This window comes from Candidatus Formimonas warabiya, assembly GCF_002777255.1.
In the GTDB taxonomy this organism is placed as follows: Bacteria; Bacillota; Dehalobacteriia; order Dehalobacteriales; family Dehalobacteriaceae; genus Formimonas; species Formimonas warabiya.
The window spans coordinates 3,450,435-3,475,775 of the sequence record NZ_CP017634.1 but is presented as its reverse complement, the minus strand read 5'-3'; the positions used below and the strand labels follow the sequence as shown (position 1 = coordinate 3,475,775).

The 25,341-nt window shown below is 45.7% G+C and carries 27 protein-coding genes and 2 riboswitches; of the genes, 19 read left to right on the top strand and 8 right to left on the bottom strand.

Features of this window, described 5'->3' with window-relative positions:
* Positions 1–3 precede the first annotated feature (3 nt).
* The 3 genes from thiM to thiD are packed head-to-tail and all read right to left on the bottom strand — an operon-like array spanning position 4 to position 2,808.
* Positions 4–816, bottom strand: coding sequence for a hydroxyethylthiazole kinase (thiM, locus tag DCMF_RS15940; RefSeq protein ID WP_148135336.1), 813 nt, complete (start codon positions 814–816; stop codon positions 4–6).
* Positions 774–2,009, bottom strand: coding sequence for a putative hydroxymethylpyrimidine transporter CytX (gene cytX / locus DCMF_RS15935; RefSeq protein WP_148135335.1), 1,236 nt, complete (start codon positions 2,007–2,009; stop codon positions 774–776). Before cytX ends, thiM begins: the two co-directional genes overlap by 43 nt.
* Entirely contained in the window at positions 1,999–2,808 is an 810-nt protein-coding gene (gene thiD, locus DCMF_RS15930; RefSeq protein ID WP_148135334.1) for a bifunctional hydroxymethylpyrimidine kinase/phosphomethylpyrimidine kinase, read from the bottom strand. The genes cytX and thiD overlap by 11 nt, the downstream gene beginning before the upstream one ends.
* Before the next feature lie 125 nt (positions 2,809–2,933).
* A riboswitch (TPP riboswitch) is annotated at positions 2,934–3,047 on the bottom strand.
* A 145-nt stretch (positions 3,048–3,192) separates the two neighbouring features.
* On the opposite strand from thiD, the gene DCMF_RS15925 reads away from it, so the two are divergent.
* Together DCMF_RS15925 and ybaK are read left to right on the top strand one after the other, a co-directional pair.
* Positions 3,193–3,702 (top strand): hypothetical protein, encoded by a 510-nt coding sequence (locus DCMF_RS15925; protein WP_148135333.1) that lies wholly within the window; start codon positions 3,193–3,195, stop codon positions 3,700–3,702.
* Positions 3,703–3,758: 56 nt separating this feature from the next.
* A complete protein-coding gene (gene ybaK / locus DCMF_RS15920) occupies positions 3,759–4,235 on the top strand; it encodes a Cys-tRNA(Pro) deacylase (protein WP_148135332.1) in 477 nt (158 codons plus the stop codon).
* Between the two features lie 27 nt (positions 4,236–4,262).
* Here the strand turns inward: ybaK and DCMF_RS15915 are convergent, their stop codons facing one another.
* Entirely contained in the window at positions 4,263–4,571 is a 309-nt protein-coding gene (locus DCMF_RS15915; protein ID WP_148135331.1) for a zinc-ribbon domain containing protein, read from the bottom strand.
* A 313-nt stretch (positions 4,572–4,884) separates the two neighbouring features.
* On the opposite strand from DCMF_RS15915, the gene DCMF_RS15910 reads away from it, so the two are divergent.
* The 4 genes from DCMF_RS15910 (at position 4,885) to DCMF_RS15895 (ending at position 8,258) form a co-directional block, all read left to right on the top strand.
* Positions 4,885–5,676 (top strand): copper amine oxidase N-terminal domain-containing protein, encoded by a 792-nt coding sequence (locus DCMF_RS15910; protein ID WP_148135330.1) that lies wholly within the window; start codon positions 4,885–4,887, stop codon positions 5,674–5,676.
* Between the two features lie 221 nt (positions 5,677–5,897).
* On the top strand, positions 5,898–6,095 hold the full coding sequence (locus DCMF_RS15905) for a cold-shock protein (RefSeq protein WP_148135329.1): 198 nt from the start codon (positions 5,898–5,900) through the stop codon (positions 6,093–6,095).
* 82 nt (positions 6,096–6,177) lie between these two features.
* Positions 6,178–7,620 (top strand): degradosome RNA helicase CshA, encoded by a 1,443-nt coding sequence (gene cshA / locus DCMF_RS15900; RefSeq protein ID WP_148135328.1) that lies wholly within the window; start codon positions 6,178–6,180, stop codon positions 7,618–7,620.
* 140 nt (positions 7,621–7,760) lie between these two features.
* Positions 7,761–8,258, top strand: a complete 498-nt coding sequence (locus DCMF_RS15895; protein ID WP_335582349.1) for a prolyl-tRNA synthetase associated domain-containing protein — start codon at positions 7,761–7,763, stop codon at positions 8,256–8,258.
* A 141-nt stretch (positions 8,259–8,399) separates the two neighbouring features.
* Here DCMF_RS15895 and DCMF_RS15890 read toward each other — a convergent pair whose 3' ends face one another.
* A complete protein-coding gene (locus DCMF_RS15890; protein WP_148135327.1) occupies positions 8,400–8,804 on the bottom strand; it encodes a bacteriohemerythrin in 405 nt (134 codons plus the stop codon).
* Positions 8,805–9,114: 310 nt separating this feature from the next.
* Between DCMF_RS15890 and DCMF_RS15885 the strand changes: the two genes are divergently transcribed.
* From DCMF_RS15885 to DCMF_RS15860, 6 genes are all read left to right on the top strand, one after another.
* Positions 9,115–11,205 carry a glutamine synthetase III family protein gene (locus DCMF_RS15885; protein ID WP_148135326.1) on the top strand — a complete coding sequence of 697 codons (2,091 nt, stop codon included), beginning with the start codon at positions 9,115–9,117 and terminating at the stop codon, positions 11,203–11,205.
* Positions 11,206–11,626: 421 nt separating this feature from the next.
* Positions 11,627–12,301, top strand: a complete 675-nt coding sequence (locus DCMF_RS15880) for a TraX family protein (RefSeq protein ID WP_148135325.1) — start codon at positions 11,627–11,629, stop codon at positions 12,299–12,301.
* 165 nt (positions 12,302–12,466) lie between these two features.
* Positions 12,467–13,249, top strand: coding sequence for an SPFH domain-containing protein (locus DCMF_RS15875; protein ID WP_418219655.1), 783 nt, complete (start codon positions 12,467–12,469; stop codon positions 13,247–13,249).
* A 13-nt stretch (positions 13,250–13,262) separates the two neighbouring features.
* Positions 13,263–13,460, top strand: a complete 198-nt coding sequence (locus DCMF_RS15870; protein ID WP_148135323.1) for a type II toxin-antitoxin system antitoxin — start codon at positions 13,263–13,265, stop codon at positions 13,458–13,460.
* 197 nt (positions 13,461–13,657) lie between these two features.
* The gene (gene hcp, locus DCMF_RS15865; protein ID WP_148135322.1) at positions 13,658–15,301 is read left to right on the top strand and encodes a hydroxylamine reductase; all 1,644 of its coding nucleotides are present in this window, start codon (positions 13,658–13,660) and stop codon (positions 15,299–15,301) included.
* Between the two features lie 116 nt (positions 15,302–15,417).
* Entirely contained in the window at positions 15,418–15,819 is a 402-nt protein-coding gene (locus tag DCMF_RS15860) for an RrF2 family transcriptional regulator (RefSeq protein ID WP_148135321.1), read from the top strand.
* Positions 15,820–15,929: 110 nt separating this feature from the next.
* Here DCMF_RS15860 and DCMF_RS15855 read toward each other — a convergent pair whose 3' ends face one another.
* Positions 15,930–16,748, bottom strand: coding sequence for an RMD1 family protein (locus DCMF_RS15855; protein WP_148135320.1), 819 nt, complete (start codon positions 16,746–16,748; stop codon positions 15,930–15,932).
* Between the two features lie 169 nt (positions 16,749–16,917).
* On the opposite strand from DCMF_RS15855, the gene DCMF_RS15850 reads away from it, so the two are divergent.
* Positions 16,918–17,334 carry a CBS domain-containing protein gene (locus tag DCMF_RS15850; RefSeq protein ID WP_148135319.1) on the top strand — a complete coding sequence of 139 codons (417 nt, stop codon included), beginning with the start codon at positions 16,918–16,920 and terminating at the stop codon, positions 17,332–17,334.
* 147 nt (positions 17,335–17,481) lie between these two features.
* On the opposite strand, the gene DCMF_RS15845 is transcribed toward DCMF_RS15850, so the two are convergent.
* Together DCMF_RS15845 and DCMF_RS15840 are read right to left on the bottom strand one after the other, a co-directional pair.
* Entirely contained in the window at positions 17,482–18,258 is a 777-nt protein-coding gene (locus DCMF_RS15845; RefSeq protein WP_148135318.1) for a TPM domain-containing protein, read from the bottom strand.
* A gap of 17 nt (positions 18,259–18,275) precedes the next feature.
* Positions 18,276–18,830, bottom strand: a complete 555-nt coding sequence (locus DCMF_RS15840) for a LemA family protein (RefSeq protein ID WP_148135317.1) — start codon at positions 18,828–18,830, stop codon at positions 18,276–18,278.
* 360 nt (positions 18,831–19,190) lie between these two features.
* Between DCMF_RS15840 and DCMF_RS15835 the strand changes: the two genes are divergently transcribed.
* The 6 genes from DCMF_RS15835 to DCMF_RS15810 all read left to right on the top strand — a co-directional run bounded on the left by DCMF_RS15835 (position 19,191) and on the right by DCMF_RS15810 (position 24,839).
* A complete protein-coding gene (locus tag DCMF_RS15835; RefSeq protein ID WP_148135316.1) occupies positions 19,191–20,504 on the top strand; it encodes a PhoH family protein in 1,314 nt (437 codons plus the stop codon).
* 271 nt (positions 20,505–20,775) lie between these two features.
* The gene (locus DCMF_RS15830; protein ID WP_148135315.1) at positions 20,776–21,324 is read left to right on the top strand and encodes a DUF2179 domain-containing protein; all 549 of its coding nucleotides are present in this window, start codon (positions 20,776–20,778) and stop codon (positions 21,322–21,324) included.
* 92 nt (positions 21,325–21,416) lie between these two features.
* The gene (locus tag DCMF_RS15825; RefSeq protein ID WP_214658651.1) at positions 21,417–21,974 is read left to right on the top strand and encodes a sigma-70 family RNA polymerase sigma factor; all 558 of its coding nucleotides are present in this window, start codon (positions 21,417–21,419) and stop codon (positions 21,972–21,974) included.
* Entirely contained in the window at positions 21,971–23,089 is a 1,119-nt protein-coding gene (locus DCMF_RS15820) for a DUF4367 domain-containing protein (protein WP_148135313.1), read from the top strand. Before DCMF_RS15825 ends, DCMF_RS15820 begins: the two co-directional genes overlap by 4 nt.
* Before the next feature lie 12 nt (positions 23,090–23,101).
* On the top strand, positions 23,102–24,049 hold the full coding sequence (locus DCMF_RS15815; protein WP_148135312.1) for an ABC transporter ATP-binding protein: 948 nt from the start codon (positions 23,102–23,104) through the stop codon (positions 24,047–24,049).
* Positions 24,009–24,839 (top strand): ABC transporter permease, encoded by an 831-nt coding sequence (locus tag DCMF_RS15810; RefSeq protein WP_214658650.1) that lies wholly within the window; start codon positions 24,009–24,011, stop codon positions 24,837–24,839. The genes DCMF_RS15815 and DCMF_RS15810 overlap by 41 nt, the downstream gene beginning before the upstream one ends.
* A gap of 123 nt (positions 24,840–24,962) precedes the next feature.
* Positions 24,963–25,139, top strand: a riboswitch (Lysine riboswitch).
* The last annotated feature ends 202 nt before the right edge of the window (positions 25,140–25,341 follow it).

Sequence of the window (25,341 nt, the reverse complement as noted above, 5' to 3'; positions counted from 1 at the left end):
GGTTTACGCAAGGCTGATTTTTCCTCCTCTGAGCAGGGATTCGGGAGACAGGTTGAAGACGGCATCAAACAGGCGCACCCGAAAAGTGCCGATTCCTTCTGCTTCTTTCAGGGAGTGACAGGCAATTTCTCCGGCCAGCCCCATGGTCATAATGCCGGAGGCGGCGCCTAAAAAAAGGTCCTTTGTGGCTCCACAGTATGTACCGATTAAAGAAGTAGTCATGCAGCCCGTTCCGGTAACCCGGGAGAGCATTTTGTCACCGTTGGTGATCAGGCAGGTTCTGCTGCCGTCGGAAATAATATCCGTGGCTCCGGTAATGGCAATGACGCAGCCCTGTTTTTGGGCCAGATTTTGCGCAATCCTTTCCCCCCCGGCTTCGTCTGCCGTGGAGTCAACCCCTTTAATCTGCACATTGAGTCCGGAGAGGCATTTGATCTCCGACATGTTCCCTCTAATCACGGCAGGTTGGGTCTCCCGGATGATTTTTACCGCCGTATCGGTTCTTAACGTAGTAGCCCCAATGCCCACAGGATCGAAAATGACGGGAATGCCGTGTTCCCGGGCGGTCTGCCCGGCCAGAATCATGGATGCAATGGTGCGTTTATTCAGGGTGCCCATGTTGATCACCAGGGCGGAGGCCAGGGAGGCCATTTCTGCTACTTCACCAATATCATCCGCCATGACAGGGGAGCCGCCGACAGCCAGGACCATATTGGCACAATCATTGACGGTGACGTAGTTCGTCAGATGATGCACGAGGGGGCTTTTTTCTTTTACTGTGCGTAAGTTTTCTGAGATACTTTTAAGCATTTCCATGTTTTTGTACACCTCCATGTTAATAAATAGATACCTCCTGTGCACGCCATCACCGGGGCAGTAGCGCCGAGGATCAGATCAAATTTAATAAACTGGTAATAAAGGACAATGCCCAAAATCCAAACCAGGAGAGCATTCCAATTGATCATCAGCTGGGGGTCGGCTTTTTTATTTTTCAAAATAAAGTAGTCCGTGAGCACGATGGCAAATAGGGGAGCAAAGACGGAGCCGATGGCATATAAAAAGTTTTCGTACTGTTCCATGTTGACGAGAAGGGCTAAGATGGTGCCCAGGCCCCCCATGACTAGCGCCACGGTTTTTTCCGGCAGCTTCGGGAAAAAGTTTAAAAAGGTTACCCCCGCCGAATAGGCATCCAAAAAAGTAGTCGTGACGGTAGATAATATGACGATGCCCAGGGCGACAAACCCTAAATTGGCGACCAGCATCATGGCGGTAATGTCGGAGTTTTCTGCGGCAATGGCTGTGCCCAGGCCGATGATATACATCCAGCAGCTGCCCGTAAAGTACCCCAGCCAGCTGCCCCATGCGCCGTCCCGTTTGTGCCGGGCAAATCTGGTGTAATCGGCGATCAAAGGAAGCCAGGACAGGGGCATGATCACGTTCAGTTCGATGGCCGTGCCCAAGGTCATGGATCCGGCCGGGCGTTTCGTAAAGATGCCGTCATCCTGAAAGACCACCAGGCTTAAGAGGATGGTTAGAATGAAGAGGGCAAACACTGCGGTAAGATTCCACTTTTTCCACCCCTCTTTGCCGGTCCAGATCCAGAGGCAAATCAAGAGGCCGATAACGACACTCCACAGGGCGATATGGTCAAAGGACCAGAGGGTCTTCGTAATCTGATTGACCGACCTGGCGCCGGCCATGATCATCACGGCGGTCCACCCTAAGAGCTGCAGCACGTTTAACCCGGAAAACAGGTAGGAACCATAGGTACCGAAAGAAATCCTGGTCGATGCCAAAGCAGGGATGCGCTCCTCGGTACCGATGATACCGCCTAAAACCAGGATGGTTGTACCCATGAGATGCCCGGCGATAATGGCGCCGATTCCCGTCTGGAAGCCCAAGGGAGCCAAAAGTCCTCCCGTCATGATCTCCGCGATGGAAACGGCGGCGCCGAACCAGAGAAAAGCAAAATTGAGGGCCGTAATATTGTTTTGGGAATTATTCGGCATCGATAAGCCCTCCTTTCTGATACAAAACATAGAAATGGTGGGTGGGACCGACCCCTTTGCCGATGGACAGAGCGTGCTCGATAGCCACGGTGATGTATTCTTTGGCCTTTTTTACCGCCTCCAGTAGGTTATCCCCTTTTCCCAGGTTGGAGGCAATGGCAGCGGATAAAGTACAACCGGTGCCATGGGTGTTTTTGGTATGAATTCTCGGTGATTTCAAATAGGTAAAGGCCTGTCCGTCAAAAAACACGTCGGTTGATGACGCGGCCAAATGGCCCCCTTTGACCAGAACAGATTGAGGGCCTAGGGAAAAAATTTTGCGGCAGGCTTCTTCCATATCCCCTAAATTTGCTATCTCCATCTCTGTGATCACTTCCGCTTCCGGAATATTGGGTGTGACAATTGTCGCCAAGGGCAACAGGGTATGGACGAGGGTATCTTTCGCCTGGGGATTTAACAGGTGAAAGCCGCTTTTTGCCACCATCACCGGATCCAGTACTACGTTTTGCGGTTGATATTCTTTCAGCTTGGCAGCAATGGTTTTAATGGTATTTACCTGTGATACCATGCCGATTTTCACGGCGTCCACTTCAATATCCTGAAAAATCGCGTCGATCTGCTTGGCAATCACGTCGTCATCGATGTCCTGAACCGCAAACACCCCTTGGGTATTTTGGGCGGTGACGGCGGTAATGACACTCATGCCGAATACGCCGTGGGCGGAAAAGGTTTTAATGTCCGCTTGAATTCCTGCGCCGCCACTGCTGTCTGATCCGGCAATGGTTAATACTTTTTTCATTTTATGGTTCATTCCTTTCCGTTTAAATAGGTCTTTTTAAAATAAGCAATGATCCTTTCCCCGTATTGTTTCCAATAAAAAAAGCCCATGTCCAGAATCAGGACCTGAGCTCTCAAAATAATCTTAATACCGAAGTGCTTCTTCCCTACGCTGGCATTATCCAGATCAGGTTAAAGGGTTAAAGACTTAATCGGGTCTTTATCTCAGCCGGCCTTTTTCCAGCACCCCCAGCCTAAACGCTATGCGATTGAAATTTTTCTCGAAAAAAATCAGAGAAATGAATTGTTGTAAGTTATTAGATAGATTATATTATTTAGAGTAGGTCTTTTCAAGTAAAATTTTTTCAAAAGGGCTATTACTTTTTGGGAAAGCAGGTAGAATGAAGTGAAAAAAGTTGCGCTGTTAGTTACATTTTTTCTTTTGGCCGTCTCCATGGGAGTGGGGTATTATGTGGGCAAACAAAAGGCCGCAGAACCCAAAGTAAAAGTCACGGCCGTCGTCTATCACCTGACAGATGAGGAGTTTCAGGAGGTGGACCCGACGGGTTTCATCAATCCCACCAAAGAAGATTTTAGGAAATTTGTTTTCGATTTAAATGTCACCCAACCCAAAGAGATCCGGGATCGAAAAGTAACCCTTCCCCCAATGAAAGAGGGCATCAATCAGTATGACAACAGCTCTCGATATTTGTCCGGAGAGAGCTCCCAACAGGATAATCCCTTGGAAGATTTTGCCCGCTATCATGAGGAGTTTATTTTTTACGCCAAGGGATTAGACAACAGCACCATCAAGGGTATCTATCGCCCCCAAATGGTCACCGTCTCATGGACCACGAAAGAGGGAGAACCCAAAAGCAAGCAAGTAGGCATTGGGGAGAGAATCAGATTTAAATAAAGAAACACGGGGACGGTCCTAGCGTTTCCAGTTCTGCCTGGAAGGAGGAAACAAAAATGGCACAGGTTAAAACAAACGCCATGCGCATTCTCGATACCAAAGGGATTGCTTACCGGGTTATGACCTATGACAGCCAGGACGGAAAAATTGATAGCGTGTCTGTGGCCCAAAAAGTGGGCAAAGCTCCTGAGACAGTTTATAAGACTTTGGTAACCCAGGGCAGCAGCAGAAATATTTATGTCTTTATCATCCCTGTAGAAGCTGAGTTGGACTTGAAAAAGGCGGCTCTCTGCGCAAAAGAGAAAAATATTGACCTGATACCGGTAAAAGATATTCAAAAGTGGACCGGTTATATTCGGGGAGGGTGTTCCCCGGTTGGGATGAAAAAATCTTATCCCACTTTCATTGATGAGAGTGGGTTGCGTCTGCCCGGCATGGCAGTGAGCGGAGGAAAGATCGGGATCCAGATCGAATTGAGCGGGGAAGATTTACGAGAGGTTACCGGGGCGTCCTGGTGTGACGTAATCAAATAATAAAAAAAGCCCAAAGGGCTTTTTTTATTACCAGCTATTCCGGCTGCGTGGTTGATAGCAGTCTCTGCAATACACCGGTTTCTCACCTGTGGGTTGAAAGGGAACGGTTGTTTCCTTTCCGCAGGAAGAGCAAACAGCAGGGTACATTTGACGTTCTTGACGTCCAAAACCGCCCCTGTGATTAGATCTGCTCTGGGCTTTTTTCGCCGCACGGCACTGGGGGCAGCGACCCGGCTCATTGGTAAACCCTTTTTCCGCAAAGAACTCTTGCTCGGATGCGGAGAAGGTAAACTCGTTGCCACAGTCTTTACATACTAAAACCTTGTCGTTAAACATGAAATGGCCTCCTCAAATTTATTGCGCTCGGCAAAGGAAAATCCTAAATCTTCCCTAGCCTCAGGCCATCGAGAAGGTTTATGTATATCCATTAACTATCGAGCCTTATAAGTATACCCAAAAAATAGAAAATTTACAAGTAAAATATTATCTTTCTTTACCAGCGCAACCCAGGCAGAAAATAGGGATGAAAAAAAGCCGGAGAAAACTGTCAATAAACAGACATCATCCGGTAACAAGTTTGTAACAAAGCACACCTAAAATACCAACAGCAGGAAATATCCAGGAATAAAAAGGAAGGTGAAATCAGAGAATGAAAAAGGAGCTAAAGAAAATAGCAAGCGGATTTATTTTAGGGATCTTGTTCCTATGGGGAGGAACCGCCGTATGTGCGGACAGCACCACCAATGCCCCAGGAGGCCCTCCCACCGGCATGCCGGGGGGTGGCGGCATGGAAAGCATTCTGGAGGCAGCGGTGACCGATCAGGTGATCACCCAAGATACCGCTGATAAAATCAAAGCATATGTGCAGGATCAGCAAGAGGCAAGAAAAGAAGAAATGGAAAAAATGCAGAGCCTCAGTGAAGAGGAACGTCAGAAATATTCGGAGGAGCACAAAAAGGAAAATAATTTGTTTGCCACACTGGTGCAAGAAGGAATTCTCACCCAGAGCCAAGCGGATACCCTGTTGAAAATGATGCCGGTCCCCAGTGGCCAGGGACCGGGAGGAATCAAACAGCCTCAAAGCAATGCCGGCAATACCGAGATAAAAGTGGTAATAAACGGTTCCCCCAAAAGCTTTTCCCCGGCACCGGTAAATAAAGACGGCAGTGTACTGGTGCCCATGCGCAGCTTTTTCGAAGCGCTGCGATGCCAGGTTACCTGGGATGAAGCAACCAAAACAGCCGTGGGCACAAAAAATGATACCGTAGTTAAATTAACAATAAACAAAAATAGTGCCTATGTGAACAATCAAATCAAGTCGCTCACCACTGCTGCCCAGGTGATCAACGGAAGCACCTTTATTCCTCTGCGCTTTGTAGGAGAGGCCTTGGGCGCCGAAATTAAATGGGAGAACGGTACCATTACCATTAGCCAAGAGTAGAATGAATGGGTCCGGGTAAGATAAAAGATGCCGAAAATAAACCCAAGAAAAAATTTTCCAAAAATTTCTTGCAATTTTATTTGCATTTATGGTAATATTAACATTGTGTTGAAAAGAGATAACAACCGAAATATCTTGAGGCCTCTGGGATCCGGTTCGGACGAAAGGTTTTGTGTAGTTGATCTTCTTTTTAATGAATTAATTTAAGGGAGGCTTTTACATTGCAAGGAAAAGTCAAATGGTTTAATGCGGAAAAAGGTTTTGGGTTTATTGAAAGTAACGAAGGTGGAGACGTTTTCGTTCACTTTTCAGCCATCCAAAGGGACGGATTTAAAACCCTGGAAGAAGGGCAAAAAGTGGAATTCGATATAGTTCAAGGCAACCGTGGACCACAGGCATCAAATGTTACTCTTGTCTAATCACGATTAATTATTTTATGTGTACTGGAAAGGACGTTTCCGGATTCGCGGAAAGGTCCTTTTTTTGGAGGAAGGAAAATTAATGCCAACATTTTATGATATGGGGCTTAGCGACCCCATCATTAGAGCCACATTGAACATGGGGTTTGAAGAGCCTACCCCGATTCAAGAGCAGACGATACCTTTTGCCCTGAAGGGCACTGATGTCATCGGACAGGCGCAAACAGGAACGGGAAAGACGGCAGCTTTTGGGATTCCCCTGGTAGAGAAAATGGATGTGGACGTGGAAGTTGTTCAAGGATTGATTGTTGCTCCTACCCGGGAACTGGCCATCCAAGTGGCGGAAGAATTAAATAAAATCGGCCGGTTTAAACACATTCGGGCCCTGCCCATATACGGAGGGCAGGATATTAATTACCAGATCCGGGCTTTAAGGAATAGGCCCCAAATCATCGTCGGTACGCCGGGGCGTTTAATGGATCATATGCGAAGAAAGACGATCCGGCTGCAGCATGTGACCATGGTGATTATTGATGAAGCAGACGAAATGCTGAATATGGGGTTCATCGAGGACATCGAAAATATCCTCAGGGAAGTGCCGGAGCAAAGGCAAACACTGCTTTTTTCCGCTACCATGCCCAAGCCGATTCAGAACTTGGCCCAGCAGTTTATGCATCATCCTGAGTTTATCAGCATCAAGAATAAAGAGGTGACTGTTCCCGATACGGCACAAAACTACATTGAAGTCCAGGAAAGGCAGAAGTTTGACGTTCTGTGCCGCTTGTTGGACATTCAGACGCCGGACCTGGCCATTATTTTCGGCCGGACAAAGCGCCGGGTCGATGAATTGTGCGAGGCCTTAAATACCCGGGGGTATTCCGTAGAAGGGCTTCATGGCGACCTGAACCAATCGAAAAGAGACAGTGTGCTGAAGCACTTTCGGGAAGGAACGACACAGATCCTGGTGGCCACGGATGTGGCGGCCCGGGGACTGGATATTCCGGGAGTAACCCATATTTATAATTTTGATATCCCCCAGGATACGGAAGGCTATGTGCACCGGATCGGACGAACCGGGCGGGCGGGAAAGACGGGGCTGGCCGTGACCTTTGTCACACCCCGGGAGCTGGGACAGCTGAAATTGATTGAGCAGGCGATCCGGAAAAAAATTGACCGCAAACCTGTGCCCACGCTGATTGAAGCCATTGAAGGGCAACAACGGCTCACCGTGGAAAGATTAATGAAAGTAGTAGAAGAGGAAGATACGCTTCCCTACCGTGAATTGGCTGAAGAGCTGCTGGAGGAAAATGATTCGGTCTCTCTCTTATCTGCTGCCTTAAAACTTCTTACGAAACAACCGAATGTGACTCCGGTCAACATTACCGAGGAAGCTCCTTTGAAAACCAGAAAATCAAGAAACATCATGGCCCGGCAACAGGAGTACCGGAAATGGGATGGGGAAAGAGGATTTAATAAGGCGCGCCGGAACAGACCGAAGCCGGCTCAAAAAGTTAACAAGTATTGATCAATTTCTCAGAACGAAAGGCCTCAGCCCTAAAAGGGGAGAGGCTTTTCTGCTGTTTTGGCAGATAAAAAATTGTTTTTAGGAAATTTTTTGTTACAATAAGAAGAGAAAAGAGGGATTTTGAAGGAAGGGGACAAGCAATGATAACCGAAGCGGAACAAAGGGTTTATGAAATCCTGGATCAATTACATATTCCATATAAAAGATACGAACATGGACCTGTTTATACCATGGAAGAACTCCGTATTGCAGATTTGGGCATAGAAGGAGAGGACTGTAAAAACCTTTTTGTCCGAAACCGGAAAGGGGACAAACACTATTTGGTGATTATTCCCGGCCCCCAAAAAGTTGACTTAAAGAAGACGGGAGATGCCTTAGGTGCGATCGGATTAAGTTTTGCTTCTGAAGAAAGGCTAAAGAAATATTTAGGGCTTACACCCGGTGCCGTTAGTCCCTTTGGCCTGATCAACGACCGGGAAAAAGAGGTAGAAGTTGTTCTGGACGAAAGTCTAACCAGGGCCGCATACGTAAATTTTCATCCCAATATTAATTCGGTGACCATCACCGTGACCTATGAAGACTTTTTAAGGTTCCTGGACTGGTGTGGGAACAAGGTCCATTTTGTCCCCCTGTCTTAAGGGTAATGATCCCTAGTTTTGAAAACCGGGTGGCGGCAGGCAGTCTGACCATAGCTGAGCGCGCCCGCCCACCGGCCCGAACTTGTCCCGGAAGAAGTGCATCAGGAAATCCATCGAGCCCTGCGCTGGGCTAAAGAAAACCTAGGCCTTTAGACGGGCGAAAAACTTTTGATCCGTGTTAAGAATGTGCTGGGTGATCCAGTCTACGGTAAATTGGAGGATGTCCAAAATGGTCTTGTTTTGAGACCGGTCGATCTCTTCGCCTTTGAACTTTTCCAGGGTCTTGATAAAGTTGGCATGTTCTGTCTTGTGTTTGGGCGCATCCGGTAAATTGTGCTGGTCCATTAACTTTTCTTCATATTGGAAATGGTATTTGGTATAATCCTTTAATTCCTGAAGAATGCCGATGATTTCGTCATAATGATCCAAATCATCTTTTACGAGGGCTAAATCGTAGATTTGGGCGCCAATTTCAAAAAGCCTCTTGTGCTGGCTGTCAATTTCTCCAATACCTACAGTATAGCTATCCTTCCATTTGAATGACATAAAATCCCCTCCATTTTTTCCATCTATTTGATGGTTTTATTATAGCATATTCTGGGGAAATTGAGTTTTTATCTCAGAAATAAAGTGTTTTTTAGCATGATTTGACGAAAAATTCAAGCACAGAAAAAAATACAATGTACATCTGTAAAATCTCTTGCAGCCGGATCGATAATATGATAAATTAGTATCAAAGTTAGTAAAAAAGCGATGATGTGATTAAGGGCAACGGCGCTCTTAAAAGATAGTTCATCTTTTAAGAGCGTTTTTATTTTTAATGGAAAATTATAGAAAGACAAAAGGAGAGATTAAAATGGAGATTTTTGGTTTAAATGTCTTTAATGATGCCTTAATGCGTAAGAGTTTACCGAAAAATGTGTACAAATCCTTGCGTAATACGATTGACAAAGGGCTGGCCCTGGATCCCAGCGTGGCTGAAGTAGTCGCCAATGCCATGAAGGATTGGGCCATTGAAAGGGGTGCCACCCACTTTACCCATTGGTTTCAGCCCATGACCGGCGCTACCGCGGAAAAGCATGATTCCTTTATTTCTCCTACTGCCGACGGCAAGGTGATCATGGAGTTTTCCGGCAAAGAACTGATTAAAGGAGAACCCGACGCCTCCTCCTTTCCCAGCGGAGGGTTGCGCAACACTTTTGAGGCGAGAGGTTACACGGCCTGGGATTGCACCTCTCCTGCTTTTCTAAAAGAAGAAGGCGGGACAGTCACTCTGTGTATTCCCACTGCTTTTTGGTCCTATACCGGGGAGGCCCTGGACAAAAAAACTCCCTTGCTCCGTTCTATGGAGGCCCTGTCCAAACAGGCGATGCGTATTCTCCGCCTTTTCGGCAATGAAACCAGCACCAGGGTTATCACCACGGTGGGACCGGAACAGGAATATTTTTTGATTGATAAGAAGTTTTATGAAAAACGGCTGGATTTAATATTGACTGGGCGCACCTTGTATGGTGCCATGCCCCCCAAAGGACAGGAGCTGGAGGACCATTATTTTGGCAGCATCAAAGAACGGGTTGCCGCCTTTATGAAGGAATTAAATACGGAGCTGTGGAAACTGGGCATTCTGGCCAAAACTCAGCACAATGAAGTAGCTCCCGGTCAGTTTGAAATCGCGCCTATTTTTTCTTCCACCAATATTGCCACCGACCATAACCAATTAGTGATGGATGTGATGAAAAAAGTAGCGGTGAGACACGGTCTGGTCTGTCTGCTCCATGAAAAACCCTTTGCCGGGGTGAACGGTTCCGGGAAACATAATAACTGGTCTATGGCCACCGACGACGGGCAGAATTTGCTGGAGCCGGGGCATACCCCCCATGAAAACGCCCAGTTTTTGACCTTCCTTTGTGCTGTGGTGAAAGCTGTGGACGATTATGCGGAATTACTCCGGGTTGCCGCTTCCAATCCCGGTAATGACCATCGTCTGGGCGCCAATGAAGCTCCTCCCGCGATTATTTCTATTTTCCTAGGCGATCAGTTGTCTGATATCTTTGACCAGTTGGGGAACGGGGGCTTGAAAAGCTCCAAGCAGGGGGGAACCATTACGGTAGGGGTCACTACTTTGCCTGCTCTTTCCAAGGACTCCACGGATAGAAACCGGACTTCGCCCTTCGCCTTTACGGGAAATAAATTTGAATTTCGCATGGTGCCCTCATCCTTGTCTATTGCCGGACCTAATTTTGTGCTCAATACCATTGTGGCGGAGGTACTGGATCAAATTGCCGACCGGCTGGAAAAGGCCATCGATTTTGAAGGGGAACTGCAGGAGCTTTTGCGGGAAATCGCCCGGAAACACAGCCGGATTATTTTTGACGGCAACAATTATGCGGAAGAATGGGTGGAGGAAGCGGAAAGGCGCGGCCTGCCCAACATCAAGTCCCTGGTCGAGGCCTTGCCTTACCTGATTTCTGAAAAGTCGGTGCAGCTATTTGAAAAGCACCATATTTTAAGCAAGGTGGAACTCCATTCCCGTTATGAGATCGTCCTGGAGCAATATTGCAAGCATATCAATATCGAGGCCCAAACCATGATCGATATGGCCAAAAGACAGATCATTCCGGCTGCGGTGAAATATGTGACCTCTCTCGCCACTTCCGTGGCGGCCGTGAAAAATGCCTCGGCGCTGGCCGACACCTCCGTCCAGGAGGGGATCTTAAACGAGGCTTCTGCTCTTCTTGCTTCCTTGAAGCAAAAGTTAAATCATTTGGAGGCGGCCACGGCCCAGGCCAAAGCCATGGATGATTTGTATGAGAAAAGCGTATTCTATCGGGATGGCGTCTTTAAAGCAATGAATGACCTGCGGCCGGATGCCGATAAATTAGAAACAATAGTTGATGCGGAACTTTGGCCTATGCCCACCTATGCTCAAATGCTGTTTATGCTGTAAGAAAAAAGCCTAAAAGGCTTTTCGGGTTCCGGGATCCGGGGTACCGGGAAAAGGCAATAGACAAATTCTTGCCGTCCAAGGCCCCCGTTATCCGCAACTTCTAAAACGATTTTTACTGTTCATAAAAAATAATGAGACCTGGTTTTCCGGTGGAGACCAGGTCTTTTTATACGTTAGAATTTATAAGTGATGGGTATCGGCAAGTAAGGTGATATTGATTGAATCGGTTTACCCGGTAACCGATACCCGGATCCCGGCCCTTGGGGCTTTTTTATTTTTTTCATAATCGGGGAAGCTATTGAAAGATGTTTAAACGCGAAAATAAAAGGAATTTAGCATATTTTAGCTAACTCTATTTTAGGTAATTGTTTTTATTTAACCTCATCCCCCATAGAGGGCTGGGAGAAAGGAATCAGCGGATATGAACGGCTTTCAGATGAAAGTACTGGCCTGTGCATGTATGTTTATTGACCATGTGGGCGTGATTTTTTTTCCTCAGGAGATTTTCCTCAGAGTGATCGGCAGGCTTTCCTTCCCTTTGTTTGCCTGGCTCCTTGCGACCGGTTTTCTCCATACCCGCAATGTTTTTCGCTATCTGAGGAGACTAATCTTCTGCGCTGTTTTGTTACAGATTCCCTATTCCGCTTATTTTAAGGACTTTTATCTAAATATCTTTTTTACCCTATTTTTGGGTCTGGCCGCCATTTATCTTTATCGCGCCACTTCGAATCAGGTGAAGGGTTTTGGGGCAGTCTTCCTCATCGCCCTTTTTAGTGAACTGATCCAGGCAGACTATGGTTTTTATGGTGTGTTGAGTATTTTTTTATTCTATTTCTTTTATACGGATTTTAAAAAAATGGTCCTGTCTCAAGGCTTATTAAACATGGTCGATCTGGGCCTTGCCGCCTTTGCGGCAGGGTGGCGTCTCAGCAATATATCCTCTGTGGATTTGGTGCAACCCTTTTCTCTGGGGGCTCTCTTTTTTATTTTCTGGTATAACGGCCAAAGAGGAAGGAATCTGAAATATACTTTTTATATTTTCTATCCCGCCCATTTAGTTTTCCTTTACGGGATCAAATTGTTACTGGCCTATTAACAGCCAGAGGGAAGAAAAGGAGCAGATCAGGCGAGGGGACTTTACAGATATTGACTAATGTGATATCATAATAATATCTTAATGATATAGAAGGAGGAAACAGGTATGTCGGAACACCAAGCGTGGAAAATAAATGGGTTTGTGTTCATCTTATTGTTGCTCGGGATGGTGGCCGGAGCAGTATACGCCTTTATCAACATCCAAATCATACTGGGCATCCTCTTGGCGGTTTTGGTTTGTGTGTTATCTGCCGGGATTTTGATTGTCCAGCCTAACCAATCCAAGGTATTAACGTTCTTTGGACGCTATATCGGTTGTGTCAAAGAAAGCGGGATCTGGTTTGTGGTTCCTTTTGCCTTGCATAAAAAGGTTTCTTTGCGCGTACGTAATTTTAACAGCAAAACTCTGAAGGTCAACGATGTGGAAGGGAATCCTGTTGAGATTGCAGCTGTGGTGGTTTTTAAAGTAGTGGATTCGGCCCGGGCTGTGTTCGATGTGGAGGATTACGAAAAATTTGTGGAAATTCAGAGTGAAACCGCTTTGCGCCATGTGGCCACCCGGTATCCTTATGATACCTTTGAAGAAGGAGGCTATTCCTTGCGGGGCAATGCCGATGAAGTGGCGGGGGAATTGGCCCGGGAGCTTCAGGAGCGTCTGCAGGTGGCCGGGGTGGAAGTATTGGAGGCTCGTCTGACCCATTTGGCTTATGCCACGGAGATTGCCAGCGCCATGCTTCAGCGCCAGCAAGCTACAGCTATTTTAGCGGCTCGCCAAAAAATTGTGGAAGGGGCTGTGGGCATGGCGCAAATGGCCATTGCCAAACTGGAGGAAGAAGGCGTGGTTGAACTGGATGAAGAAAGAAAAGTGGCCATGATCAACAATTTAATGGTCGCCATCGTTTCCGACCGGGCAGCCCAGCCGGTAATCAATGCCGGCAGCCTGTATTAAATGTGGGGTCATCATGGCGCCGAAGAAAAGTTTTCCCTTGCGGATTAGTCCCGAACTTTATGAAGTCCTGGAACGCTGGGCGGCAGACGAGTTTCGCAGTGTGAATGCCCATATGGAGTTTATTCTTCGCACAGCGGCCGCGAAAGCCGGTCGCCTGACCAAGGATAAGGCACCGGATCAAGAAGGAGAAACCAGTAGAGAAAAGATGTAAAACGAACGAAAGAAAAGTTGCAAAACTGACTAAAGGCAGGAAAACAACCGGGCAGGAAAATGCTTGGGTTGTTTTCCTTTTTTGGGGGAGAGAAACCTTTATAGAATTGGAAAAATTTTTTAAAGTATATTGACATTAAGGTATTTAGGTACTACAATACATATATAAATTAAAATAAATTAAGGAGGTTTTTCCAAATGAGTATGTTTTGCTTCCAGTGTCAAGAGACTGCCAAAGGAACAGGCTGTACTGTCAGGGGTGTCTGCGGTAAACCGGATGATGTGGCAAGAATGCAGGATTTATTGATTTATCTTCTGAAAGGAATTTCCTTTTACAGCGTGGAGGCAAGAAAATTAGGAATTGTTCATGAAGAAACCGACAAATTTATTATGGAAAGCTTGTTTTCCACCATTACCAATGTAAATTTTGATAAACAGGTTTTTGTGGAGAAGGTAAAAAAGGCTTTGGCCTTGCGGGAGCAAATGAAAGCTTGGGTGATGCAGGCAGGGGGAAATATGACGGGGAACCTTCCTGATGCCGCAGTCTGGACGGGTGAAACCGAAGGGGATTTTGACCAAAAAGCGGAAACCGTTGGGGTTCTGGCTACAGAAAATGAAGATATCCGCTCTTTGCGTCAACTGATCACCTATGGGTTAAAAGGGATGGCCGCTTATGCCAAACACGCCTATGTTCTGGGCTATCAAGATGATAAAATATTTGCTTTTATGGAAAAGGCCTTAGCGGCCACACTGGATGATACCTTAAGTGCCGATGAATTGATTGCTCTCACCATGGAGACCGGCAAATACGGGGTTGATGTAATGGCTCTGCTGGATCAGGCCAATACCTCCACTTACGGTCACCCGGAGATTACCAAGGTGAGCATCGGCGTGAGAAACCATCCGGGGATTCTTGTCAGCGGCCATGACCTGAAGGATTTGGAAGAATTACTGAAACAGACGGCCGGTACCGGGGTAGATGTCTATACCCATAGTGAAATGCTTCCTGCCCACTACTACCCGGCTTTCAAGAAGTATCCTCATTTTGCCGGAAACTATGGCAATGCCTGGTGGAAACAGGATAAAGAATTTGAATCCTTTAACGGGCCGATTTTGATGACGACCAACTGTCTCATTCCCCCCAAGGATTCTTACAAGGACCGGGTTTATACCACCAGTGTGGTGGGATTCCCAGGGCTGAAGCACATTGGGGATGCGGAAGAGGGAAAAGAAAAAGATTTCACGGCCATCATCGCGCATGCCAAGAAATGTGCCCCTCCGGTGGAAATAGAAACAGGAGAAATTGTGGGGGGATTTGCCCATAACACCGTACTCAGCGTAGCGGATAAAGTAATTGAAGCCATTAAGGCAGGGGCGATTAAGAAGTTTGTCGTCATGGCCGGCTGCGACGGCAGGATGAAGAGCCGGGAATACTACACGGAATTTGCCGCCAAACTTCCCAAAGACACCATTATTCTTACGGCCGGTTGTGCCAAATATAAATACAACAAATTGGATCTGGGCGACATTGGAGGCATTCCCCGGGTATTGGATGCGGGCCAGTGTAATGATTCTTACTCTTTGGCGGTAGTGGCCCTAAAACTGAAAGAGGTTTTTGGCCTGGATGACGTGAATCAGCTTCCGATCTCCTACAATATTGCCTGGTATGAACAAAAGGCTTGTATTGTGCTGCTTGCCCTGCTTTACTTGGGTGTGAAAAACATTCATTTAGGGCCTACCTTGCCCGCTTTCTTATCGCCCAATGTAGCCAAGGTACTGGTGGAAAACTTCGGCATCTCCGGGATTTCAAATGTGGAAGATGATCTGAGAAAGATGATCTAGGAGTTGTTTTTGATTGAAAAAAAGGGGATAATAGGAAAGAAGGAGTGTCCTGTTATCCCTCTTTTTGGATCAGGCAGTCGTAGAACGATCAGGTGTAAGATAAGAGGTGTTGATAAGTGCCGGGCGTAGTGCATATTTCCGAAATGCTTTCCTTGGCGCTCCATAGTGTGGTGCTGATTGCTGCCAGCACCAAGGAAATTGTAAATGTGAAAGAGATTTCCGCGGCTACAGGCTGTTCCGAGGCTCACCTGGTTAAGGTCCTTCAGCGCCTGGTCCGGGCAGGTTTCCTTTATTCCATCCGGGGACCGAAAGGGGGATTCGGCATGGCTAAATCACCGGAAGAGATTTCTCTTTTGGACGTTTATCAGGTCATCGAGGGTCCGGTGAAGCTAGACGGATGCCCTACGAACCGTCAGGCCTGTTGCTTTAAGGCATGTATTTTCAGAGGACTTCCTGAGAAGTTGAACCAGGAGTTTATCGGCTATTTGGAAACAAAAAAAATCAGTGAGTTTTTATAAAGTTCCAGTCTGCCGTCTATATTCTCCAGCCCCTGACCGAAACCACGGAGCAGGGGCTTTCTTACGAGAGGACGTTTATGCCAAAGGTTTATTTACCCGGGAAAGAGGAGTCAAATCAACTTTTCTGCTAAGGAAAGAAGGATTTCAAAAGCAATGAGAATAATGATCATCCATTCTAGTCTGGTGCCCCGTTCGGCATGGGTGAGATCGCTTAATACCTGGGTAATATCCATTAAAATTTCCGTCTTATGGTGGATAGACTCATACCGGTCATCAAGTTCAAACAATTTGCTCATATCGGTAAAAAATTCTTGGCTCTCCTCGTTTAACCAGGTAATCTCCGGCTTATCCAGTAACATAAGATAGGAAATGGTATTGTACTTAAAGCGGAGGACCTGAGAAGAGATGAGGGCGAGACTGCGGTCGGAAATGTTCAGACGGCCCTTTTCCAAACGGTCGATCTTGCTTTCAATTTCATCCAGTAATCCATTGATGGCATCTTCAATTCTATCTAAAGCAACGGATTTTGCCAGTACAATTGCCAATATTTCCTGATGATAATTCTTAAATTCCGGGGAGACGATATAGTCGAAGTTAAAAACTGTCTGGGATTCCGGGTTGATTTCCATCTTATAATCGTCACTATAGGTAAAAGGGGACTGAATATTCAGGCTGGCATCAATTTTGTGCAGATATTTTAAGATGTCGGTGATTTCATGGTCCTGGCAATTAATACAGACAAGGCTGCCAAAGGAAAAAACGAGGACCGTTTTTTGCTCAGGAACCTGAAGAATTCCTTTTAAATAGTTGTTTCCCAGGATGAGAGGATCTTCCCACTTGAACTTTTTTTCGATGCCGAAATGGGCGGCCATTTTGTTCAAATTTATTTCATTATCTAATGCCAATGCTTTGAATTCAGCAATCTGCATTTTTCCACTTTCCTTTTTTTGTTTGATATTAAATATTATGCCAAAATAAGGTGTTAAAAGCAAGCTTGTCCTGCTTGGATCGGGAAAAGGAAAAACATGATTGCAGGAATTATCGCTGCAAGTGTTGAAAAAGAAATAATCGGAATTTTCACCGGAAAGGAGTTTTTTCATGAATATTGCTTTTTTCCTTATTCCCAAAAGAGAGATTGTATATTTGGCGCCGGATTGCACCATGCGGCAGGCATTGGAAAGAATGGAGTACCACCGTTATACGGCGGTGCCGATCATTGATAAAGAAGGAAAATACGTGGGAACGATTACCGAAGGTGACTTGCTCTGGAAATTAAAAAACACACCGGGGCTAAGTTTTGAAGGAACAGAAAAATTATTGATCAAAGATGTGCCCAGGAGAATTCAAAATAAACCTGTCCGTATTGATGCCAGACTGGAAGACCTGCTTTCTTTGGCCATTAGTCAGAATTTTGTTCCCGTGGTGGATGATTTTGACACCTTTATCGGCATCATTCGGCGCAGAGAAATCATCGAGTATTATGCCCAAGGGTTGGCAAAACCCTCTGCACCGTAAACATTTTTTGTCCATGGTCTAGTCTCATTCCGGCCAAAAAAAGGAGGCGCAGAAAACGATTGTTTCGGCGCCTCCTTTCCTGCTTTTTGGAGTTAGAGAGACTTCAGGCTCGGCTCCTTTTTCCTGGCGTTGAGCCGGCAGGTATTTTTACCAATTTCGGCTGCTTCCGCCGCCTCCGGAAGATCCCCCGCCGAAACCTCCGCCGCCGCCACCGCGGCCACCACCCCCGCCGCCCCGGCGCAACGAATTGAGAATAGCCCAGGTGATCATGCCGCCAAAGAACTTGAAATCCAAAAAAAGGAACAGGATTACGCCGATGGCGATGAGAACGGTCAACCAGGGAGGCAAGCTATTTGAAGAAGACGGGGCAGGTGAATCGGTTCCGTTGTCCCCGGATAATTCAATTTTATACTCATCCGCAATAACTCCGGCTAACACCGAATAGGTGTCTAATACGCCCCCGTCATAGTCTCCCGCTTTAAACTTGGGAATCAAATATTCGTCTTGAATGCGTCCTGTTTTTCCGTCCGGCAGGGCTCCTTCCAGGCCATATCCCACTTCAATACGGGACTGTCTCTCCGAGGGAGCAATTAATAAGAGTACCCCGTTGTTTTTATCTTTCGCCCCAATTCCCCAAGCCCGGAATAAATCGTTGGCATAGTCTGCTATGGCCATGCCGTCCAGGCTTTCTACCGTTACAACCGCTAGCTGGGCGGTCGTTTTTTGATCCAGTTCCGCTCCCATGTGCAGGATTGTTTGTTCCGTTGCGGAGGAAAGGATGCCGGCATGATCCTGAACATAGATATCTGCCGCCGGTTTGGGGGGAAATGAAGCCTGCCCGTATACGGCCGGAATCAAAATAAATTGAAAAAGAAAAACAGGGAGCAATAATTTGAAAAACAAATTTCTCATCTTAACATTCATGCCTTGATTCCTTCCCCTTAGAATTCAACTTGCGGGACCTCTTGCGCACCTTCCTGGGCTTGAAAGTATTCTTTGGCCGGGAATCCTAGGATGCCGGCAAATAAATTGGTGGGGAATCTCTTTATTTTCGTGTTGTATACCTGTACCGAATCATTATAATCCTTTCTCGCCACAGCAATCCGGTTCTCCGTACCCGCTAATTCGTCCTGCAGCTGACGGAAATTCGCATCTGATTTTAGTTGGGGGTAAGATTCCGCTATTGCCAAAAGCCTTCCTAAGGCGGAAGTCAGTTCTCCGTCAGCCTGGGCGGAGCTGGCGGGGCCCTGGGCATTCAAGAGTTTGCTTCTTGCTTCGGCCACAGCTGTAAATATTGTCTGCTCTTGAGCGGCATACCCTTTTACTGTAGCGACCAAATTGGGGATCAAATCTGCTCTTCTTTGCAGTTGATTTTCCACTTGGCTCCATTTACCGTTGACATCTTCATTTAGCGAGACCAGGCCGTTATATGAGGAGAATACTCCGAATAGGAGCAACACCACAATAACCAGGCCAATGATCAGTCCCTTCTTCATTTTTTTCCCTCCTGTTTGTTATCCCTTAGATTCCTGATGATGGTACTTACGTACAGTATAAGAAACTGACCTGCCGCGGTCAACGGATAAATTCTGGTTTCTAAAAATTCAATTCAGGGACGGTTCTTGAATTTCATTCAATTCAAGAAGAACCGTCCCTGAATTTCGAATTTCCTAATTGAAAAAAATTATTTTTTACATAATTTTAATGCTTTCGGCAATTTTTTTTAATTTAAACTTAAACTCTCTTTAATATAATTTAATAAATTTAAAGTTTTGGGGAGGGAACAGACTAATATTAAGGAACAGCTGGTTTCTTTAGGTGCATTGATTATGATCAACAAAGGAATGTGAAAAAAATTGAAAAAAATTTATGTCCTGGATACTAGCGTACTGCTGCAAAACCCTCAGGCCCTTTTATCCTTTGAGGATAATACCGTTGTGATCCCGGAAGTAGTGATTGAAGAATTGGACAATAAAAAGGCTGACCAGGATCCGGAGATTAAGGCCAATGTGCGGTGGATTGCCCGTTTTTTAGATGGGCTGCGCCAGCAAGAGACATCCCTTTATGAGGGCGTGAAACTGCCCGGCGGAGGATCACTAAAGGTGGAAATGAATTGCCTGGATGTAAAACTGCCGGAAACGTGGAAGGGGACGAAAGCGGATAACCGCATACTGGCGGTTGCCAAAGGGCTTCAAAGAACCGGCCAGCCGGTAGCAATAGTGACAAAAGATATTTTTATGCGCATCAAAGCGGACACCATCCAGGTAGAAGCCCAGGATTTTAAAAGTGATCAAGTGGTAGATTTATCGGAACAATATACGGGCTGGGAAGAAGTCCGGGTATCTGCAAAAAAGATTGAAACCATGTACCGTGAGGGCGTGGTACCTTGGTCCAAGAAAGAACTTCCGAATAAATTTTTTATCTTAAAAAACAGGTTAAACCCCAAACAGTCTGTTTTAGGAAAATATACGGACAAAAAAATAGTTCTGCTAAGAGATCCGGAACCTAATTTTTATGGTTTTAAATTAAACACGCTGCAAAAATTTGCCCGAGAAGCACTATTAGACGACTCGGTTCCTCTCGTCACCATCTCCGGTGCCACGGGAAGCGGAAAAACCTTGCTCGCTCTGGGCGTAGGGTTGGAAAAGGTTGATGCCCGGACGGTTCGGCGCATGCTTATTTGCCGGCCGAATATCGGCATGGGGGAAGATATTGGGCTGTTACCCGGGAGAGAAGAAGAGAAAATTGCTCCCTATATGCGCCCTATTATCGATAACTTGGAGCAACTGATCGATTCCAAACCCAGTTATGATAGCGACAAGGAAATAAATTCCAAGGTATCTTATTTGTTTGATAAAAGGGTTATTGTTACGGAGGCCATTCAATTCTTGCAAGGACGGTCTATTGTCAAACAATGGATCTTTATTGATGAAGCACAAAATTTGACCCCCAAACAAGCGAAAGGAATTGTCACCAGGGCGGGAGAAGGGTCAAAAGTGGTATTGGTGGGGGATCCTGAACAAATCAATCATCCCTTCCTGGATGCCAGGACAAACGGCTTGTCTTTTACCATTGAAATGATGAAAGGAAGTACCCGGCACTCCCATATTACCCTGTCTGAAACCAAAAGATCTCTTCTTGCTATGGAGGCAGGCAATCGCATGAAATAATCCCTATTCCCTTAGAAAAAAGGTGGCCCGGGGCGGCAGAGATCACTCTGCCGCCCCCTTTCCTGCAGGAAATTCAGGGACGGTTCTTGAATTGATTCAATTCAAGAACCGTCCCTGAATTTCCCCAATTTCCAATTTTTTTGTGTCTGGGGTGATCTAGAATTACCCAGATCTAAAAGTTTATGTTAACGTATTTTTAAAAAAGGGACTTTCTATATCTGTGGAGAACTAATGTTTGTAGGAGAGAATATGATAAAGAAGGGGTGCATCTATGGAGATTATTAGTTCTCATCCTTTGTTCGCCTATTTATTCATTTACTTCGCCAGGGTGATTGATGTGTCTCTGGATGTTTTCCGGGTATTATTATTAACCCGGGGATACTCTATTCCTGCCGCGGCCATCGGGTTTGTAGAAGTCAGTGTTTTTGTCCTGGCTTTGGGCACCGTGTTTGCAGGAGGACACCTGGACCTTTTCAAGGTTGTTGCCTATGCGGGAGGATTTGCCACAGGAAATCTCCTGGGCATCAGGATCGAACAAAAAATGGCGATTGGATACACGGTGGTGCAGATTTTCCCTGAAAAAGAAAACTGTACCAAATTAAGAAACCTATTGCGCGAGCATAATTATGGCGTTACTTGCATCCCGGGAGAAGGGAAATGGGGCCCTAGGGAAATTCTGGTGGTAACCATTAAAAGAAAGGATTTGCCCGATATTATTAAAATCATGGATCAGGTTGCTCCGGAGACCTTTTTTAATACTTCGGACATCCGGTCCATCCATGGGGGAATTTTTCCCCACCCAAGACGGAGAGCGATGTAAAATAGGAGCAGCATAGCTGCTCCTAAAATTTTTCCTTATGATGTCACAAAAGTCTTGCCGGTTTTGTTTATATCATAGAGACAGGAAGGGAGGTGCTCCCTATTTCAGTTGATAAATTATCCCGGGAGAGATTTATCAAAGAAGACCATGAATTCCAAGCGTTATATCAGAAATATTTCTCTGTGATTTTTCGTCACGTAAACTACCTGGTTGGGGGAGACGCTTCCGCAGCCGAAGATATTACCCAAGAAACCTTAATCAAACTATATGCGTCGCCCCCGGTAGCCGACGATTATCTTACCGCCTGGTTATTAAGAGTCTCATCAAACTTGGCCTATAACTATCTCAAAAACCGTAAGCAGAGAGAGCTGAGGGAAAGCAAGGCTTATTTCCGCAATATGGATCCCACGGGCTTGTGTCTTCCGGAGGAGGCTGTTGTTTCCCACCAAGAAGTGTTAGCAGTAAAAGAGGTTTTGGATCAAATGGATGAAAGGGATCGCCTCTGTTTACTTCTAAAATTCTCCGGATTTAGTTATACGGAAATTTCCCAAATAACCGGAGTGCCAAAAACATCGGTCGGTCAAGTTTTGGCCCGGGCTCGGGATAAGTTTAAGAAGGAATTTATTTTAAGACATGGGGGGAATCGATGATGTGCTTAGATGAGAATGTTTTGCAGGCCTACTTGGATGGAGAGGTCTCCGGGAAAGAGCACAACCTGATTAAAGATCACCTGGCATCGTGTTCCCACTGTCAGGAAGTATTAAAAAGATTGGAGGAAAATGCCGCATTTGTTGATATCCATTTAATCACTTATCAAAAACAACTGGAGAAAATGGAGTACCCTTCGATGATGGTTTCTTCCAGATCTGCTCAGCAACCCAAAAAAGGAGTGTTTGATATGGTACAGAAATATCGTAAGCTGGCCGGTGCTGTAGCAGCGGCAGCCTGCCTGGGAATCCTGTTCAGTTTTGCCCCGGTGAGAACTTGGGCGGCTCAATTTTTAACGCTTTTTCGGGTCCAAAACGTGGCGACAACAACAATCAGTGTAGAAGATATGGAAAAAATCAGTCAGGCCTTTGATGACCAGGGGATCAATTTGGATATTAAAAACTTAGGAAAAGTGGAAAACCAAAAGAAGGGAAAACATCGTTCTGTGGATTTGGAAGAGGCCAAAGAATTATTGGGATATACTCCTTTGACTCCCTCTTACCTGCCGGACAATATGGCATGGAGTCAAGAACTGTCCTATGAGCCGGAGAATATCATTGCCTTTACTTTTGACATTAATAATTTAAACACCGTTGTAGAACAGCTTGGAGGAACCCATCTTTTCCCGGAGAACCTTGACGGCCAGACCTTCACCTTATTCTTACCGGATAGTGTAACTGTTTCAGCAAAGTCCGGAGAGGAAGGTAAAAATCAAGCCATCCATTTATTGCAGGCAAAAAGCCCAGAAATGGATGTACCAAAAGATGTTGACGTGGAAGAAGTAAGGAATGCGGTTCTTGATCTGCCCGTTATTCCGGATGACGTCAAACAAAAATTAGCCGCATTGAAGAACTGGCAAAATACTCTCTACGTTCCTCAGCCGGCCCACGGCAGCACGAAACCAATAAAGATCAACGGTATTGACGGCGTCGCCATCACTGACCAGGGGAAAAAGGATGAGATTTTAATTTGGCAGGATCAAGGTTATTTTTATAGCCTGGGAGGGGAAAATGTACCTGAAACAGAATTATTAAAAGTAGCAGAATCTTTGCACTAATTGAGGTGTGGTATGGTCATTGAGACTTACAACCTGACCAAATGGTATGGAAATAAAATTGGTTGTCAAAATATTTGCCTCTCGGTCTCCGAGGGGCAAGTATTTGGTTTTTTAGGGCATAACGGAGCAGGAAAAAGTACCTTAGTAAAGATGCTGGTGGGCTTAATTTATCCTTCTGCAGGAGAAGCAACAATTTTTAGAAAACCCTTAGGGAATCCTGAGACCAAGAAAATGATCGGTTTTCTGCCGGAAAATTTTCGTTATCATGATTGGCTTACCGGTTATGAGCTTCTGCATTTTCATGGGGCCTTATACCACATTTCTTCCCGGGAACGGGAAAAAAGAATAAGAGAAGTACTGGATCTATTGGGCCTCACGGGCCACGAACATCATAAAATTAAGACTTATAGCAAAGGGATGCAGCAGAGGTTGGGCTTGGCGGGAGCGCTTCTTCCCGACCCGGATTTGCTCATCTTGGATGAACCCACTTCTGCCATGGACCCGTTGGGAAGAAAAGAGATCCGGGACCTAATTTTGGGTTTGAAATCCCGGGGAAAAACGATATTTTTAAACAGCCACTTGTTAAGCGAGATGGAAATGGTATGTGATCATGTAGCATTAATTAAGAAGGGAACAATGATTGCCCAAGGAAGTATCCACTCCTTGTTAGGCCAAATATGCGAAGTAGAAATGCAGGTTGCAGGCTTGAATCAGGGCATATTTCAAGCGATATCCGGCATGGGATGTGCCTATCGGCAGGAAAATGGCCACCTGATTGTGACAGTCAAAACGAAGGAGCAAATCCCTTATTTGGTGGAATCTGTGGTGGGAAACGGAGGCAAATTGTATCAACTTCAGATGCGGCACAATTCTCTGGAAGAGTTATTTCTGGAACTGATGGGGGATGGAGGAAAGAACCTTGCTGACAATAGCTCGACTAGCCGTGAAAGAAATATTTAGTAAAAAAGTTTTTTATATTGTTTTGGCAATGACCGCTGTCTTTTTGCTTGGCTATGGGATGGTCCTGCATTATTTGGTCAAAGATTTGCATGACATGGGTCCCAGTGTGGAAAAAGTGATGATGCTGTCTGTGCTTTTGTCTCTGGCCTTTTATTTTTCTACCTTTATTGTGGCTTTGATGACCATTTTTTCAACCGTTGGTGCCATCTCCGGAGAAATTGAATCCGGCACGATTCAAGCAGTAATTTCCAAGCCCCTTCAACGCACCGAATTTTTGTTGGGCAAGTTTTTGGGAAATGCGTTGATGATGCTTGGTTATTCCGCCTTACTGTTTTTCGGCGTGACCGGAATTAGCCGTGTCATAACCGGCTATCAGTTAGCAGGTGTGTGGCATGCTTTCATGCTTTTTGAACTAATTCCCCTGGTATTATTAGCAGTAAGCTTTTGGGGATCATCTTTTTTGTCTACGCTGGCTAATGGCATCACCTTATGCATGCTCTTTATCATAGGTGCAGTCGGGGGGATGGTGGAACAAATCGGTTCCATATTAGAAAAAGGTTCCCTGATGAACATCGGCATCGTTACCAGCCTCTTGATGCCTGCCGACGCTTTATATCGCAAAATGATCTTTAGTTTACTCACAGGTCCGACCCATCCCCTCGATATTTTTTCTTTTAATCCTTTTGCGTGCAGGTATCCCCCCAGTAATATGATGGTGATTTATACTATTATCTATGGTATCTTCTTTTTGGTTGCAGCGGTAAGGATGTTTTCCCAAAGGGATATTTGAAATTACTAGTTTTGCATGTTTTTGAATCCCGGTCACCAGTACCCCAACTAGAAAAGAGTAAAATGGATTTTTTTTCCATTGACTTTTTGTTTAGTGTTATAGGATAATAATTAAAATTAAATATTTTATGATAGAGGTGCGGGCTATTAATAGTATGTACCCGGAGCAGCCGGCCATGAAGGGTGCAGAAAGGAATACCCGCCGAAGTGTGAGGATTTGGCTGAATTCTTATGCTGGGCTTGTATTGAACAAATACAGGACTGTCACCCTTCTGCTTTTGGGTGGAGCGCTATCGAACACAAGATAACTGAAAAGCGTTTATCTTTTCGGGCGGTTGTGGATGTGCTCATTCATAGCCGCCTTTTTTATACTTTCAGAATTTATAAGTTTTAAAGGGTTGAAAGTATAAGTGCAACTAAGGCTTCCGCCGCCAGAGGCTTGGCGCAAGCCAAGTTTTCTAGTATCTTGAAGTATGGCACAAAACACCTCCAAAAGTAGACCA